The organism is Serratia sp. CoH_122_TC_1 (assembly GCF_058191755.1).
In genome coordinates this window covers 18,792-32,901 of sequence record NZ_JBXWLA010000003.1, presented here as the reverse complement: position 1 = coordinate 32,901, position 14,110 = coordinate 18,792, and the positions used below count along the sequence as shown (strand labels likewise).

14 protein-coding genes are annotated in these 14,110 nt (G+C 54.1%); 9 read left to right on the top strand and 5 right to left on the bottom strand.

Annotated features, from left to right (window positions below; genetic code table 11):
• Positions 1-15 precede the first annotated feature (15 nt).
• From AC2FC2_RS04580 to hycA, 4 genes are all read right to left on the bottom strand, one after another.
• Positions 16-951 (bottom strand): respiratory chain complex I subunit 1 family protein, encoded by a 936-nt coding sequence (locus tag AC2FC2_RS04580; RefSeq protein WP_490658841.1) that lies wholly within the window; start codon positions 949-951, stop codon positions 16-18.
• 9 nt (positions 952-960) lie between these two features.
• The gene (locus tag AC2FC2_RS04575) at positions 961-2,829 is read right to left on the bottom strand and encodes a proton-conducting transporter transmembrane domain-containing protein (protein ID WP_490658840.1); all 1,869 of its coding nucleotides are present in this window, start codon (positions 2,827-2,829) and stop codon (positions 961-963) included.
• Positions 2,829-3,443 carry a 4Fe-4S dicluster domain-containing protein gene (locus AC2FC2_RS04570; RefSeq protein WP_265557095.1) on the bottom strand — a complete coding sequence of 205 codons (615 nt, stop codon included), beginning with the start codon at positions 3,441-3,443 and terminating at the stop codon, positions 2,829-2,831. The genes AC2FC2_RS04575 and AC2FC2_RS04570 overlap by 1 nt, the downstream gene beginning before the upstream one ends.
• 87 nt (positions 3,444-3,530) lie before the next feature.
• Positions 3,531-3,998 (bottom strand): formate hydrogenlyase regulator HycA, encoded by a 468-nt coding sequence (gene hycA / locus AC2FC2_RS04565; RefSeq protein ID WP_209633428.1) that lies wholly within the window; start codon positions 3,996-3,998, stop codon positions 3,531-3,533.
• A gap of 263 nt (positions 3,999-4,261) precedes the next feature.
• Here hycA and hypA point away from each other — a divergent pair, with 263 nt between their 5' ends.
• The 6 genes from hypA to flhA all read left to right on the top strand — a co-directional run bounded on the left by hypA (position 4,262) and on the right by flhA (position 10,007).
• Complete coding sequence (gene hypA / locus AC2FC2_RS04560; RefSeq protein ID WP_490658839.1) at positions 4,262-4,606, top strand: hydrogenase maturation nickel metallochaperone HypA; 345 nt, start codon at positions 4,262-4,264, stop codon at positions 4,604-4,606.
• A 41-nt stretch (positions 4,607-4,647) separates the two neighbouring features.
• Positions 4,648-5,442, top strand: a complete 795-nt coding sequence (hypB, locus tag AC2FC2_RS04555; protein ID WP_209633432.1) for a hydrogenase nickel incorporation protein HypB — start codon at positions 4,648-4,650, stop codon at positions 5,440-5,442.
• The gene (locus AC2FC2_RS04550) at positions 5,433-5,726 is read left to right on the top strand and encodes a HypC/HybG/HupF family hydrogenase formation chaperone (protein ID WP_490658838.1); all 294 of its coding nucleotides are present in this window, start codon (positions 5,433-5,435) and stop codon (positions 5,724-5,726) included. The genes hypB and AC2FC2_RS04550 overlap by 10 nt, the downstream gene beginning before the upstream one ends.
• Positions 5,713-6,840 carry a hydrogenase formation protein HypD gene (gene hypD, locus AC2FC2_RS04545; protein WP_265557091.1) on the top strand — a complete coding sequence of 376 codons (1,128 nt, stop codon included), beginning with the start codon at positions 5,713-5,715 and terminating at the stop codon, positions 6,838-6,840. The genes AC2FC2_RS04550 and hypD overlap by 14 nt, the downstream gene beginning before the upstream one ends.
• The gene (gene hypE / locus AC2FC2_RS04540; RefSeq protein ID WP_490658837.1) at positions 6,837-7,850 is read left to right on the top strand and encodes a hydrogenase expression/formation protein HypE; all 1,014 of its coding nucleotides are present in this window, start codon (positions 6,837-6,839) and stop codon (positions 7,848-7,850) included. Before hypD ends, hypE begins: the two co-directional genes overlap by 4 nt.
• Before the next feature lie 90 nt (positions 7,851-7,940).
• Positions 7,941-10,007, top strand: a complete 2,067-nt coding sequence (gene flhA / locus AC2FC2_RS04535; RefSeq protein WP_490658836.1) for a formate hydrogenlyase transcriptional activator FlhA — start codon at positions 7,941-7,943, stop codon at positions 10,005-10,007.
• A gap of 304 nt (positions 10,008-10,311) precedes the next feature.
• On the opposite strand, the gene AC2FC2_RS04530 is transcribed toward flhA, so the two are convergent.
• Positions 10,312-11,283: a hypothetical protein gene (locus AC2FC2_RS04530; RefSeq protein WP_265557088.1), complete on the bottom strand. Its 972-nt coding sequence runs from the start codon at positions 11,281-11,283 to the stop codon at positions 10,312-10,314.
• A gap of 237 nt (positions 11,284-11,520) precedes the next feature.
• Here AC2FC2_RS04530 and AC2FC2_RS04525 point away from each other — a divergent pair, with 237 nt between their 5' ends.
• The 3 genes from AC2FC2_RS04525 (at position 11,521) to AC2FC2_RS04515 (ending at position 13,978) form a co-directional block, all read left to right on the top strand.
• Positions 11,521-13,017 (top strand): PAS domain S-box protein, encoded by a 1,497-nt coding sequence (locus AC2FC2_RS04525; protein WP_490307512.1) that lies wholly within the window; start codon positions 11,521-11,523, stop codon positions 13,015-13,017.
• A 130-nt stretch (positions 13,018-13,147) separates the two neighbouring features.
• The gene (locus tag AC2FC2_RS04520; protein WP_209633446.1) at positions 13,148-13,399 is read left to right on the top strand and encodes a CsbD family protein; all 252 of its coding nucleotides are present in this window, start codon (positions 13,148-13,150) and stop codon (positions 13,397-13,399) included.
• Positions 13,400-13,660: 261 nt separating this feature from the next.
• Entirely contained in the window at positions 13,661-13,978 is a 318-nt protein-coding gene (locus tag AC2FC2_RS04515) for a cupin domain-containing protein (RefSeq protein ID WP_490658835.1), read from the top strand.
• Positions 13,979-14,110: the final 132 nt, after the last annotated feature.

The window sequence follows — 14,110 nt, the reverse complement described above, 5'->3', positions numbered from 1 at the left end:
TCTGTCATGATTCATTCAGTTGACGACCAGCCAGGAAACCAGCGCCAGAAATGCCAGTCCAAAACCCGTCCAGGTGGTATAAGCGGTTTTCAAGAAACGCAAACGCGCCACGCTGTTTTCGATAACCGCAATCAGTGCCACAGCACACAGCAATTTGAGCAGCGCCAGTACCAGCCCAATCAACAGTTGCGAAGCGGTGAGTTCCGCTGCTTGTCCCCAGGGGAGGAAAACACCGAGGAACAGCTGTAGCACCACCAGTTGTTTAAGGCTGATGCCCCATTTCACAATGCCGAGTTCAACACCGGAATATTCCGTCAGCGGGCCTTCCTGCAGCTCTTGTTCCGCTTCAGCCATATCGAACGGCAATTTTCCCATTTCAATGTAGGTCGCGAATGCACAGGCCAAGCCGGCCAACAACAGGGGTAGCCCGGCGTGATGCGGCAAAGCCAACATGCTCTGCGCTATCGCGCTAAGTTGGGTGGAGCCCCCAACCAATGCCGCTACCCATAAACCGAGCAACAAAATGGGTTCAACCAAAATGCCTAACACGGCTTCCCGGCTGGCACCGATAGCAGTAAAGGTGCTGCCGGTATCCAGCCCGGCAATGGCAAACACAAAGCGCACCGCGGCAAACAGATAGATCAGCGTGATCACGTCGCCAATAGCGGGCAGTGGTGATGTCGTGGTCAGCATTGGCAGCGCACAGGAGATGGCCAGCAAGGTGCCGGTCAGCAAATACGGCATGGCATGAAAGGCCAGGCCGGACGCTGCCGGTGCTATGCTCTGGCGCTTGAGTAATTTGGCGATGTCCCGGTATTCCTGTAAGACACCGGGACCGCAACGGCTATGGATACGCGCACGCAGTACTCGACTGATTCCGGCAAACAGCGGGGAAATAGCCAGTAACAGCAGCGCTTGCACCAGACCAAGTAACAGGCTGGGATAAGTCATTTCATCTCCTCAGGCAAAAACCACGACCAACAGCGTCGCAAGCTCCACTGCAGCCAGGCCACGGCAGAAAGTAACGAATTTGTTACGGTGTAACTGATCGCTTATCGTTTTCGGCACCCAGCGGCGCAGTTGATAGAGCGGGGCAAACATCACCCGCAGCGGTTGAGCAAATCCGGTGGCCGTGATCACCATGGCATCCTCATGCCCATAACCACAGGCCCAGGCTTGACCCTGTGTGCGACGAGGCTGGCGACGAGTCTGGTAACGTGCCGCAATCAGCAACGGCAACAACGGCATTGCCAGCAATAAAATGGCGATCAGCGGAGTGGAAACCAGCGTCTCTGTTACGGAGGCGCTGTGTTCTGGCATAGTGCCAATCAAGCGGGTAAACAGCGGGACAATCCAGAGCGCCCCCAGGCCGCATAGCAAACACAGTAATGCAGGCACGACATGGCTTAGCGTCAGCCACACGTTGGCCTGAACAGCATTCGCGGCAGCGTCGCTGCGCGGATCTCCCAGGCAAGCCACACCAAACACCTTGCTGACGCACATCACCGCAAGTGCGCCGGTGAGGGCTAACGCCACCGCCAGCAGCGGACCCACCAGATGCCCGATAAAGCCCGGTGCGGCGCTGAAACGGAAAAGCCCTTGGTAGATCAACCATTCACTGGCGAAACCGTTCAGGGGTGGCAACGCCGCCATCGACACCAGACCAATCAAGAGAGAAACGGCGGTCCAGGGCATCAGCCGGGCTAAGCCCCCCATTTTTTCCATGTCTTTCAGGCCGGTTTGTTGCTCAATAGCGCCTGCAGCCAGTAACAATGCACTTTTGAACAGGCTGTGATTGAGCAAGTGGAACAAGCCCCCCACCAAAGCAAACGCCGTCAACAGAGGCTGTTGCAGTGCCATGCCGACCATAGCGCCACCAATCCCCAGCAGAATGATGCCGATGTTCTCGAGCGTGTGATAAGCCAATAAGCGACGCAAATCGTGTTCCATCAACGCATACAGCCCGCCAAAAAACGCGGTCCCGGCAGCAAGCAGCAACACCAGCAAGCCCCACCACAGTGGCGGGGTGCCCAACAGATCCAACCCGACTTTCAAAATACCCAGCAAACCGACTTTCATCAGCGCGCAGGAAAACAACGTGGCGGCAGAGGCAGGCGAGCTGCTATGGGATTGAGGTACCCAGGCATGTAACGGTATCACTCCGGCAAAGATGCCAAACCCGGCAAGTGCCAACAGGAACACGCCATTACGCAGTGCGTCTGGCAATGGCGTAGCGCGAATTACGCTAAATACCGAACTGTGGCTATGGGCATAAATCAGGGTGAACGCGATAACCAATAGCAGCGAGCCTAATCGCATCAGTAAGAACTGGTTATGCCCGGCACGCAGGCTTTTGGCTCCCGGGGAATGGGCAACCAGAAAGTAGCCGCACAACGCCGCCAGTTCCAACAGTAAAAGCAGAGCAATGGCATTATCAGCCATCACTGCGGCGCTTAATGCCGCCAACATCAGATTGGTCAGCCCGCCAATTCGTCCACGCGCGCGCGGGTTTAACCTGTGTATGTACCCCGCGTGATATAGCGCGGTAAAGACACCGCTAAGGGCAATCACCAGCAGTAGCAGTGCGTTAGGGCCACTGATTTCCACGGCATAATGCAGCCAGGGTAATCGGGCGCTGTGCAGTGGCGTAAACAACATGGATAAGGCCGCCAACAATGCAGCGAGAGCGCACAACAAAGTGCCGCCACTGAGCGGCCTGCTAACCGATGCCCAGGGCGAGGTTAGCCAGCTCAACAACGCACAAAGCACGTATCCCCCTAATGCCAATGTCAGTAGCAACAATGGATCGGGCGCAATGGTATACATCATCAATTCGGCTCCTTGCGGAAGTCAGGGGCAGCAACGAACGGCAACTCGGCGCTGAGTGCCTGCATGGCGTTACGTCTTTTTTGTTCGCTCGCGAGTCGCACGTCACGGTCAGTCACCAAGCGGATGGCCTGAGTGGGGCAAGTGCGGATACACGCGGGGCCATCTGCGCTGAAATCGCAGAGATCGCACTTCACCGCCACAGCCCGGACGCCGGGCAGGCAGTCAAGAAAAGCGCTAATGGGGCGCGGCGCTGTGGCAGCGGGTAGCGCAAGCGGCGTATTGCAATCTGCAGGTATCGCCAGCGGGGTACTACCACCAAAACCAATAGCCCCGAATGGGCAGGCAATGCCGCAAAGCTTGCAACTGATACACAGGCTTTCGTTCAGTGAGATGGCGTCATCCTGATGGCGAATCGCGTTGACTGGGCAGACTTGTGCACAGGGCGCATCTTCGCATTGATGACACATCACGGGGGCCGAATCGCGGGCACTGCGTATTACCTGCAAGCGGGGTAATGCCTGCAAGCCGTATTGCCGGTGTTCCGCAGAGCAACTTGCCATACAGGTATTGCAGCCAATACACAATTTAGGGTCCGCAATAATAAAGCGGTTCATGCACACTCCTTGCTTCGTCATTTATGACGACATCGTCAGTAAAAAATGACGTTTCGACAGTTTTCCGTCAGTGATTAACGCCGACAGTCAGACGGGTAAGGTTATTTTCTTCAGTGCGTCATGAATGGCACATCCATCATGAAGGGAGTCGAACAGGCATTGATAAATAATGGCGATCTTATCCAGATAATGTTCAAAGACTGCCTGTGTATCACGATTGTTTATTATTTCGTCGACATTGCCGTTTTCATCCAGGGTAGCATGTGCAAAAGCGGCAAAATTCTCCGGTTCATGCGCCGTCGCCAAATTAATGCGGTAGCAAATGTCTCGGCTGTAAAATCCCTCACTTAATTGAATACTAACGGTAAAGTGGTTGAACAAGACAAAGCGTAGGTCGTCCTCCTTTCCGTAGGTAAACTGATGATTAATCTTCTTTTTAGTGGTGGTGACCGCTTTAATTAATGTGCTGTGATAGGTTTGCCATTGCGCCATCAGGCGGTTGCTTTTGCTGGCGATATAATCGGCCTGGCTGGTTACTTCACTGATTGTACTCATTGTCCTCACTCAACATTAATGGTCATTGTCGAAATAGCTCTGGGTCAACGAGTTAAAGCATAAAGTGTGCCAAAGCTTCGATTCATTCATTTATCCCTTTAACTTCAACCTGTAGCGTTAAATTAAATACCCGGTCTTTCAGAGGAGGGTTTATGTAATTGCTGCCGATGACATGACGATCGACAAATATGTCAATTTCGGTTTGGCATCATATTTGCAATGTTATTACTACGACGCGTTTTATCACCCTTGGCGGAGGCCGGATGCACGAAATAACCTTGTGCCAACAGGCGATGGAAATAATGCAGCAACAGGCTCGCCAGCATCATGCGCAACGTATTACTGCGGTGTGGTTCGAAATTGGCGCATTTTCTTGCGTGGAAGCGGAGTCTTTGCGCTTCTGTTTCGACATGGTGTGTCGAGACACCTTGGCTGAAGGCTGCGAGTTGCATCTGATAGAGCAACGTGCGCAGTCCTGGTGTCATGACTGCCAGCGCGATGTCCAGTTGCTGATGCCACAGGTCTTGGTCTGCCCGCACTGTGCCGGGCGAAACCTGCGTGTGGCGGCCGATGATGGCTTACACATAAAGCGCCTGGAAATTGAATAGACAACATGCCCAAAGAAGAGAAAGGGTCTAGGAGGACGAACATGTGCAGTACCTGCGGTTGTGCCCACGGTGAACTGACGATTGAAGGGGAAGTAAAAGTCCCATTCCGTCCGCAACGGAATAGGCAAGGCGATTTGCATTATGGCTTGGGGCTGGCAGGCACCCATGCGCCGGGCATCAGCCAGCGCCGCATGCTGGAAATCGAAACCCGGGTGTTGGATAAAAATGATCGCCTGGCAGAGCGTAATCGTCAGTATTTCACCGAACAACATATCCTGGCGTTGAATCTGGTTTCCAGCCCCGGATCAGGCAAAACCACACTGCTGACAGAAACGTTGTTGCGGCTACGTGGCCATCATACTTGCGCGGTGGTGGAGGGAGACCAGCAAACGACCAACGATGCTGAACGCATTCGCGCGACCGGCGTCCCGGCAATTCAGGTCAATACCGGCAAAGGCTGTCATCTGGACGCACAAATGGTGCATGAAGCCACCCAGCGTTTAGGGTTGAAACCCGGCAGCCTGCTGTTTATCGAAAACGTCGGTAACCTGGTTTGTCCGGCCAGTTTTGATCTTGGCGAACGCCATAAGGTGGCAGTGCTCTCGGTTACCGAAGGGGAAGACAAACCCCTCAAGTACCCGCATATGTTTGCCGCCGCACGTTTGATGATCGTGAACAAAATCGATCTGCTGCCGTATTTGAAATTCGATTTGGCGGCCTGTATCGACAATGCCCGTCAGGTCAATCCCGCCATTGAGGTGATAACCCTGTCGGCAACCCACGGTGAAGGGATGGAACACTGGCTGGCTTGGCTGGAGAAAGAGTTATGTGTATAGGCATTCCCGGGCAAATCGTGGTGTTGGATGAAAACCAGCCCCAACATGCCTGGGCCGACGTCTGCGGTGTGCAGCGTGAAGTGAATATTGCGTTGGTACGTAAAGATGATGAACCCAGAGAAGCGATGATCGGCTGCTGGGTATTGATCCACGTAGGGTTCGCGATGAGCCGACTTGATCGGCACGAAGCCGAAGAGATGTTGGCGGCGCTGCACGCGATGGGCGAAGTAGAAGAGGATGTGGCGCTGTTTTTAGCGGGGGAAGGCCAGCATGCATTACGTTGACGAATTCCGCGATCCGCACCGGGTAAAATCGCTGCTTCAGCATATCAGGCACCGCGCTGCCCAGTTGTCTTTTACCACCGAACGACCGCTGCAAATCATGGAAGTGTGTGGGGGACATACTCACGCCATTTTCCGTTTTGGCCTGGATAAGTTGCTACCGCCCAACATTGAGTTTATCCACGGCCCGGGTTGCCCGGTGTGCGTGTTGCCGATGGGGCGCATAGACGCCTGCTGTGAAATCGCCGAGCACCCGGAGGTCATCTTTTGCACCTTCGGCGATGCGCTACGGGTACCGGGCAAACAGGGTTCATTGTTGCAGGCCCGTGAACGCGGGGCCGATGTACGGGTGGTTTACTCCCCATTGGATGCACTGGCACTGGCAAGACAAAACGCACACCGGCAGGTGGTGTTCTTTGCCCTTGGTTTTGAAACCACCATGCCGGTTACGGCGATAACCCTGCAGCAGGCCCGACAGGAAGGCCAACGCAACTTTAGCGTATTTTGCCAGCACATCAGCCTGATCCCGACGCTACGCAGCCTGTTGCAACAGCCAGATGTGCGTATCGACGGTTTTCTGGCACCCGGCCATGTCAGCATGGTGATCGGTACCGAACCTTACGGTTTTATCAGCCAGCAGTACCGCAAACCATTGGTCGTGGCCGGTTTTGAACCGCTGGATATCTTGCAGGGAGTAATGATGCTGGTTGAGCAATTCCTTCAACAGCAGAGCCGGACCGAAAATCAATACCGACGCGTGGTGCCGGAGCAAGGAAACCCGCTGGCTCAGCAAGCTATGAGTGAAGTGTTTGTGCTGGGTGGTGGGAGTGAATGGCGAGGCCTTGGCACCATTGCCAATTCCGGCATTGCCTTAACCCCCGTCTATAGCGCCTTTGATGCAGAGCGCCGTTTTCAACCGCAATATCGGCAGGTGGCAGATGATCCTCATGCCCGCTGCGGGGATGTGCTCACCGGGCGTTGCAAACCGCGGGATTGCCCCATGTTTGGCCGCGGCTGTACACCACAAAATGCTTTTGGTGCCCTGATGGTGTCTTCAGAAGGTGCCTGCGCCGCTTGGTATCAATACCGCCGTGAAACAGAGGAGACTCCGGCATGAATAACGTCATTACTCTGGCTCACGGTAGCGGCGGCACAGCGATGCAGCAGTTATTGGATACGCTTTTCCTGCCCGCCTTCGCCAACCCGCTATTGGATCAGCGTGAAGATCAGGCTCGGCTAAGTCTGGCGGGGTTAACGCAGCAGGGCGATCGACTGGCGTTTACCACCGACAGCTACGTCATTGATCCTATTTTCTTTCCGGGTGGGGATATCGGCAAACTGGCCGTCTGCGGCACGGCGAACGATCTGGCGGTGAGCGGCGCCCAGCCAGGCTATCTTTCCTGCGGTTTTATCCTCGAAGAGGGCTTACCCCTGGTCGATTTACAGCGGGTGGTTGCTTCTATGGCCGCGACCGCTCAGCAGGCCGGTATGCGTATCGTGACCGGGGATACTAAGGTGGTGCAACGTGGCGCTGCTGACAAAGTGTTTATCAATACTGCCGGTATCGGCGTGATCCCGAACGATCTGAATTGGGCTGCTCAAAATATCCAGGCAGGAGACGTCATCATTGTTAGCGGCACGTTAGGTGACCATGGGGCGACTATCCTCAATTTGCGGGAAAATCTGGGAATGTCGTTGGATGTTATCAGCGATTGTGCCGTGTTAACCCCTTTAATCTCACCGCTGCGCGCCATCAATGGCGTGCGGGCACTCCGTGATGCTACCCGCGGCGGCGTGAACGCCATTCTGCATGAGTTTGCTCGTGCAGCACATGTCGGTATTGAGGTTGAAGAGCGTCTCTTGCCGGTAGCCCCGGCGGTGCGAGGGATCTGTGAATTGCTGGGGCTGGACGCTATCAATTTTGCCAATGAGGGAAAACTGGTCGTGGTTGCCGCGCCAGAGGCTGAACACGCGGTTCTGACCGCATTGCAGGCGCATCCCTTGGGCACCGCCGCGGCGGTAATTGGCCGTGTGACAGGTGGGCGGCAAGTGAGGATGCAGGGTGCTTACGGCATCAGCCGTTTACTGGATTTGCCCCATGCCGAACCTTTGCCGCGCATTTGTTGATCCTGTCGGGGGAGAACGCCGTCGCTCAGCGTTACACTTTGCGACGTGACTCACACAAATCATCATCGCGACTCAGGCAAGTGATAAACAATGTCGAATGCACAATTAGAAAAACAAGCGCTACTTGAAATTACCCGCACGTTACTCAGTCAACACAGCTTCACTGATTTACTGATGCAATTGCGTCAGGTGTTACAGCGCCTGCAGTTGGCGGAACATGTGACGCTGGTGTTGTTTGATCCGCACAGTGAGCGGGTGAGTTTTTACGGTTTGGATGCCCGTCGGCAACCGCTGAACTACCAGGATGAGACTCTGTTGGCCAATGGGCCGGTCAGTCGGCTACGGCAGAGTCCCTTACCGCAGTGTTGGCAGAGCGATGATCTACACGCCCGTTACCCGCAAATCGGCGCACTGGCGCTGTATCCCCCCTTTAGCCAGTACTGTCTGATGCCGCTGCATGCAGGCGGTACCCTCATCGGCGGGTGTGAACTGCTGCACGCTAATCCACAGCCTTTCAGTGATAGCAGTCTGGTGCAACTGCAGACACTGATGGAGTTGGTTGCACTGGCAACTGAGCAGCTCACGTTACGCAGAGAAGCGGAAGCGCAGCAACGTCAGTTACGCCATGAGCGAGATGACTACCGTATTTTGGTCGACGTCACCAACGCAGTGCTGTCGAAGCTTGATCTGGACGATTTGATCGGCGAGATCTCCACGGAAATTCACCGCTTTTTCAAAATTGATGCCATCAGTATGGTGCTGTACGCAGATAAAACAGAACAGGTAACCATTTACTCCACCCATTATTTGCAAGACGACGTCGTTGAACGGCAGCAATACAGCGTCCCATTGGCAGGCACGTTATCGGAACAGGTAATGCAAAGTGGCGAAATGCTGCTGTTGAATCTGAGGCATTCCGATCGCCTGGCGGCGTATGAACGCCAGCTGTTCGATCTGTGGCATGACCAAATTCAAACGCTCTGCGTGCTGCCATTGGTGTTTGGCAAAAAGACCCTGGGCGTTCTGAAACTGGCGCAGTGTCAACCGGACAATTTTAACGCTGCCAATTTGCGGGTGTTGCAACAGATTGCCGAACGTATTGCTATTGCGGTTGATAACGCACTGGCGTACCAGGAGATCAACCGGCTTAAAGAGAGCCTGGTGCATGAAAACCTCTATCTGACCGAGCAGATTAACGGCAACAACCCGGATTTCGGTGAGATTGTCGGACGCAGCGTCGTAATGTCTGCGGTGCTAAAACAGGTCGAAATGGTGGCTAAAAGCGACTGTTCGGTGTTGATCCTGGGTGAAACCGGCACCGGTAAAGAACTTATCGCTCGCGCTATCCACAATTTGAGCGAGCGTCGCGACCAACGCATGGTGAAAATGAATTGTGCCGTGATGCCAACAGGGTTGCTGGAAAGTGATCTGTTCGGCCATGAAAAGGGCTCGTTCACGGGAGCGACGAACCAACGAATGGGGCGTTTTGAACTGGCGGACAAAGGCACCTTGTTTCTGGATGAAGTCGGTGAAATTCCCGTTGAGCTGCAACCTAAGTTACTGCGGGTATTGCAGGAAAGGGAGTTTGAGCGAGTAGGTGGCAACAAAGTGATTTCGGTCGATGTGCGTTTGATTGCGGCAACCAACCGTGATTTGCAGCAAATGGTGGCCGACCGCGAATTCCGTAGCGATCTTTTCTACCGACTGAACGTGTTCCCTATCGTTATTCCCCCGCTTCGGGAACGGCCCGAAGACATTCCCCAATTGGTGAAATTCCTGACCTATAAAATCGCGCGTCGGATGAAACGCACGATCGATAGCATTCCAGCGGAGACGCTGCGTTTGCTGAGCCAAATGCCGTGGCCAGGTAATGTGCGCGAGCTGGAGAATGTCATCGAGCGCGCGGTGTTACTGACGCACGGCACGGTGCTTAATCTGCAACTGCCGGAAATTCAGTATCCCGTGCCTTCGATGGCGTTACCCATCCCTACGCCGGAACCCAGTCAGCCTGGAGAAGACGAGCGTCAGCGGATTATCCGCGTGCTGAAGGAAACCAATGGCGTGGTCGCCGGCCCGCGGGGCGCTGCGCAGCGATTGGGTCTGAAGCGAACCACATTGCTTTCACGGATGAAAAAATGGGGCATTTTGGTCAAGTAAGGGGGAGGTAAATAAAAGGCCAGAGCCCGGTTGAATATCGGACTCTGGCCACGTCATGCACTTACCCTTGGCCGTTCAGTTTTGTTTCCTCGGGCCTTTGCTTGCGCAGTAAATGCAACAGTAAGGACACGCGTCGCTCTGTCCGTTCCGGGCTATCCGGTGGCAAGTTATAACGTAAGCTATAACGCTCGTTTTTCTCATTGACGAATTCGATGAGAAGCACGGGGACCGAAGCCCCGACGACGTGTTGATAGTTCAATGAGATAGATGACAGGTCTCTTTTCATGAAAATACCCATGATCCATCAGCTCACAACGAGGGGGCGACGAGTTGACACAGCAATCCGTCCGATACCAAAGCTCAGTGCGGCACCCAATAACAGTATCAGTAAGGAACTCCATGCGGCACGGGACACTTGCTTGGCCGCCACGTCCGCAGCTTCACGCGCTTTCTGCTCAGCCTGAGCCTTAAGTTTTTCGACTTTTTGCACCGCCTGCTGATATGCCTGGGCGTAATTATCAACGATTTGAGTCGCTTCGGCGCGGCTCTTACCGGTACGTGCAGCAACGATGTTCACCAACGCATCTTTATCCGCCGCGTTCAAAGCAGGTTCGCCGGATTGTTTAACGCGTTCGAACCATTGTTTAAGCTCTGTCGCCGCCTGCGCTGGATCGGTGGTGGCATCAGTGGCTGATTGCTTGCCGTCCGTTGCTGCCTGTTCGGTTTTTTGCGTCAGCGTCGATGGATCTAATTCAGGCTTACCTGTTTGCTTGAGTGTGGTGGTCAACTGATCCTCCAAATCCCCCCAGTCCAGGCTAATACCTTTCTTATCAAGTTGCTGCTTGACGCTATCACCAATACCCGGTGCGGCTGCCGCAAGGCCATTACCCGCCAGCGATAACCCTTTACCCACGGCGTTTCCGGCCAAACCGACAACGCCGCTCGCCAACGAAACCACCAACCAGGTCGTCAGCAATGTGGTCACCGCCCAGCTCAACAAGCCGTGCAAGCCGCCACGATCAGGTGCGGTTCGGCCAGCGATAAATGCCCCCGCGGCGAGTGAGATCAGCGTGGAGACAAAGAGCCAAATCCCGGTCCCTACACCGAAGCCGCTTAACGGATTGCCTTCATGCATCGGGTCCACGGCAGATGCGCCAACAGCGGTACCCAGGACGCTTAATATCAAATAGGTCACCAGCGCCATGGCACTCCCGGCCAATATTGAGCCCCATGAAACGTGAAACGCAAAGCGATTGGATTCATAGACAGTGGTCATTGTTCTTCCTTATATTTACTGGACAAGTGGTTGTACGCGCAGCATCCACCGCGCCGACAGAATCAGTCTGCCGCTGTGCACCACCGATCGTCCCGGTTCATTTGCACTGCTAAACCTAGTGCATTCACACCCCGCGAATGCATGACTTACGCACTATGCTGATCCTGAAGTCGCGTAATTTACAGGAGCTCCGATCGCCGCTCGGCGGCCCGGGACCTTTCGTATTTTGGAGAAAACATGAGCCAGGCCGTACTCGCCAGCGAAACTAACCGTAGCCAATTACAACAGATCATCTCAGGGCTGACCGAAGGGGTGATGTTGATTGAAATCGACCAGACTATTCTTTGGGCCAATGAAGCCGCGCTAAGCATGCATGGATTGAGTCATCTGAGTGAACTGGGGGCAAATGCCCGAGAGTACGCTGAACGTTTTGCCCTGCGGTATCGCAACAATCATCCGTTAACGGCGGATCAATACCCGATCAGCCGGGTTGCCAAGGGGGAGGCGTTTAGCGATGTGCTGGTGGAGGTGAAACCCACCACGGAGCCAGACTTCATTTGGGTTCACCGGTTACGCAGCCTGATTATCACCGACAGCCAAGGGCAACCCGAGTTGCTGGTGTTGATCTTGAGCGATGCCACTGAATGGGCGAGTGCGGAGGAGCGTTTTGAAAAAACGTTCAACGCCAATCCCGCACCCGCCGTGATCTGCAGCCTGAGCGATCTGCGTTACATTAAGGTCAACCAGGGGTTTCTCGACATGACCGGCTATAGCCGCGACCAGGTCATGGGCAACTCGGTCTACGCATTGGATGTACTGGAGCAGGCAGAGCATAAAGAGCAAGCCGTACAGCGCCTGATTGACGGGGAAACCATTCCGCAGATGCAAGCAGAGCTGAAATTACCGGAGGGGGGAACCAAGCTGGTCATCGTCGCCGGTCAGCCGTTAGACGTTAATGAAAAAGAGTGCATGCTGTTTACCTTTACCGATCTGGAGCCCCGGCGTAAGGCAGAGTCAGCCTTGCGTGAGAGCGAAGAGCGATTTGCCAAATCCTTTCGCTTGAGCCCGGTTCCCACGCTGGTATGCACGGCTGACAAACAGCAGGTGTTGGATATCAATGAAGCCTTTATGAAGACCACCGGATATGCCGCTGAGGAGCTCATCGGTAAGTCGGTCGACGACATCAATTTTTTTGACGGGCAAGGGGAGTGCCAGCGCTTGTTTGCCGCGTTGGGGAAAACCGGCAACGTCGAGAGTCAGGATTTCAAAATCCGGAAAAAGGGCAATGATGTGATCGATTGTGTGGTCTCAGCCGATGCGGTGAGTATTCAGGATGCCCCTTGTTACCTGCTTGTGTTGATGGACATTACTGAGCGTAAGCGTTCAGAGCTTGAATTGGTCGTGGCTATCGAGGAGGTGATGCAAGATGCGTCCTGGTTCAGCCAAACCCTGCTTGAGAAACTGGCCAATGTAAAAAGCATCAACAAGCCCAATCTGTCAGGGTTTTCCTTTACCGATCTTACCGCCCGCGAGCGCGATGTATTGGGGTTAATCTGTGAGGGTTTGCCGGACAAGAAAATCGCGACCCGGCTCAATCTTGCCCCCAATACCGTACGCAATCACGTGGCTACGGTGTATTCCAAACTTGACGTGCATAGCCGCAGCGAAGCTATCGTTTGGGCCAGAGAGCGGGGGCTGTTTGCGGGTGAACGGCAGCCTAAAAACGGCAAATAGGGTGCAAATGGACTAGTTCTTCCCATGCAAACTGACCTTATGAACCCGTGATTTGCGGCTTAACATTGAGGACAAGTCACGGCATCTGTCTCTACCGATGCCGAAGCTGACCTAACCTCAGGAGAGCATAATGAACAGCGATAAGATCAATGGTGTTATGGACAAAGTTGTGGGTAAAGCACAAGAAGTGGCGGGTGACGTGACGGGCGACGAGCAGTTACAAGCCGAAGGGACCACCCGTTACGTTGCTGGTGCAGTGCAAGAAAAATACGGTGATGCTCTGAACTGCATCAGTGATGCCGTCAGGAAGAAGCCGCTCGCTACCGTTGCTATCTTTGCCGGCGTGAGTTTACTGGCTGGCCTGCTGTTACGTCGCCGTTAAGACAGGTTTAACTTCTGATATCGCCCGCATTTCGCGGGCGAACTGCTTCAAAATGGGCCGGTCATTGACAGCCTGACTTATTCATCGCCTTTCGCCCCGCAGTCATCTTTGTCCGCTATCCTTCCCTGAACAGAATCAAAACCATCTTGGGCTCTGTTTTGCGTCTGGCGCATACGTCCTATATATTTATTCATAGGCCCTGAGGCCGTTAGGGAATAGTGATTCTTGATCCAACTAGTCACCGATTACTAGGAAGCTATCATGCATAAAAGAACACTGGCGACATTGCACTACGAGAATATGCCTTACGACGGGGTGTACTACCATATCTTAAAACGTGAGGCGCAAGGGCACACGGCGCTGTTGAAACTTGATGCTGGCAGTAAGCAGTCGGCCCGTATGCATCCGGGCTGGGTTAAATTGATGGTCCTGTCCGGTGAGCTCAACGTTGGGGGCCAGACTTTGCAGTCTCATGAAATGTTGATGATCCCGGCCAAAACCGCGTATACGGTAGAAGCCATAACGGAAGTGTTCTGTCTGGCGATATCTGAACTCGATGGGGTAGAACTGGCTCGTTAAAGAGTGTACTTATCAGATTGGCCTGGTGGGTGTCATGGGCTTATCTGGTGGAATTCCCCGTCAAGCCGCGGGGAGTTCTGATTTACGCTGGAAAACGGCCTGGGCTTAACAAAGGCATCCCTTTTTACCTGC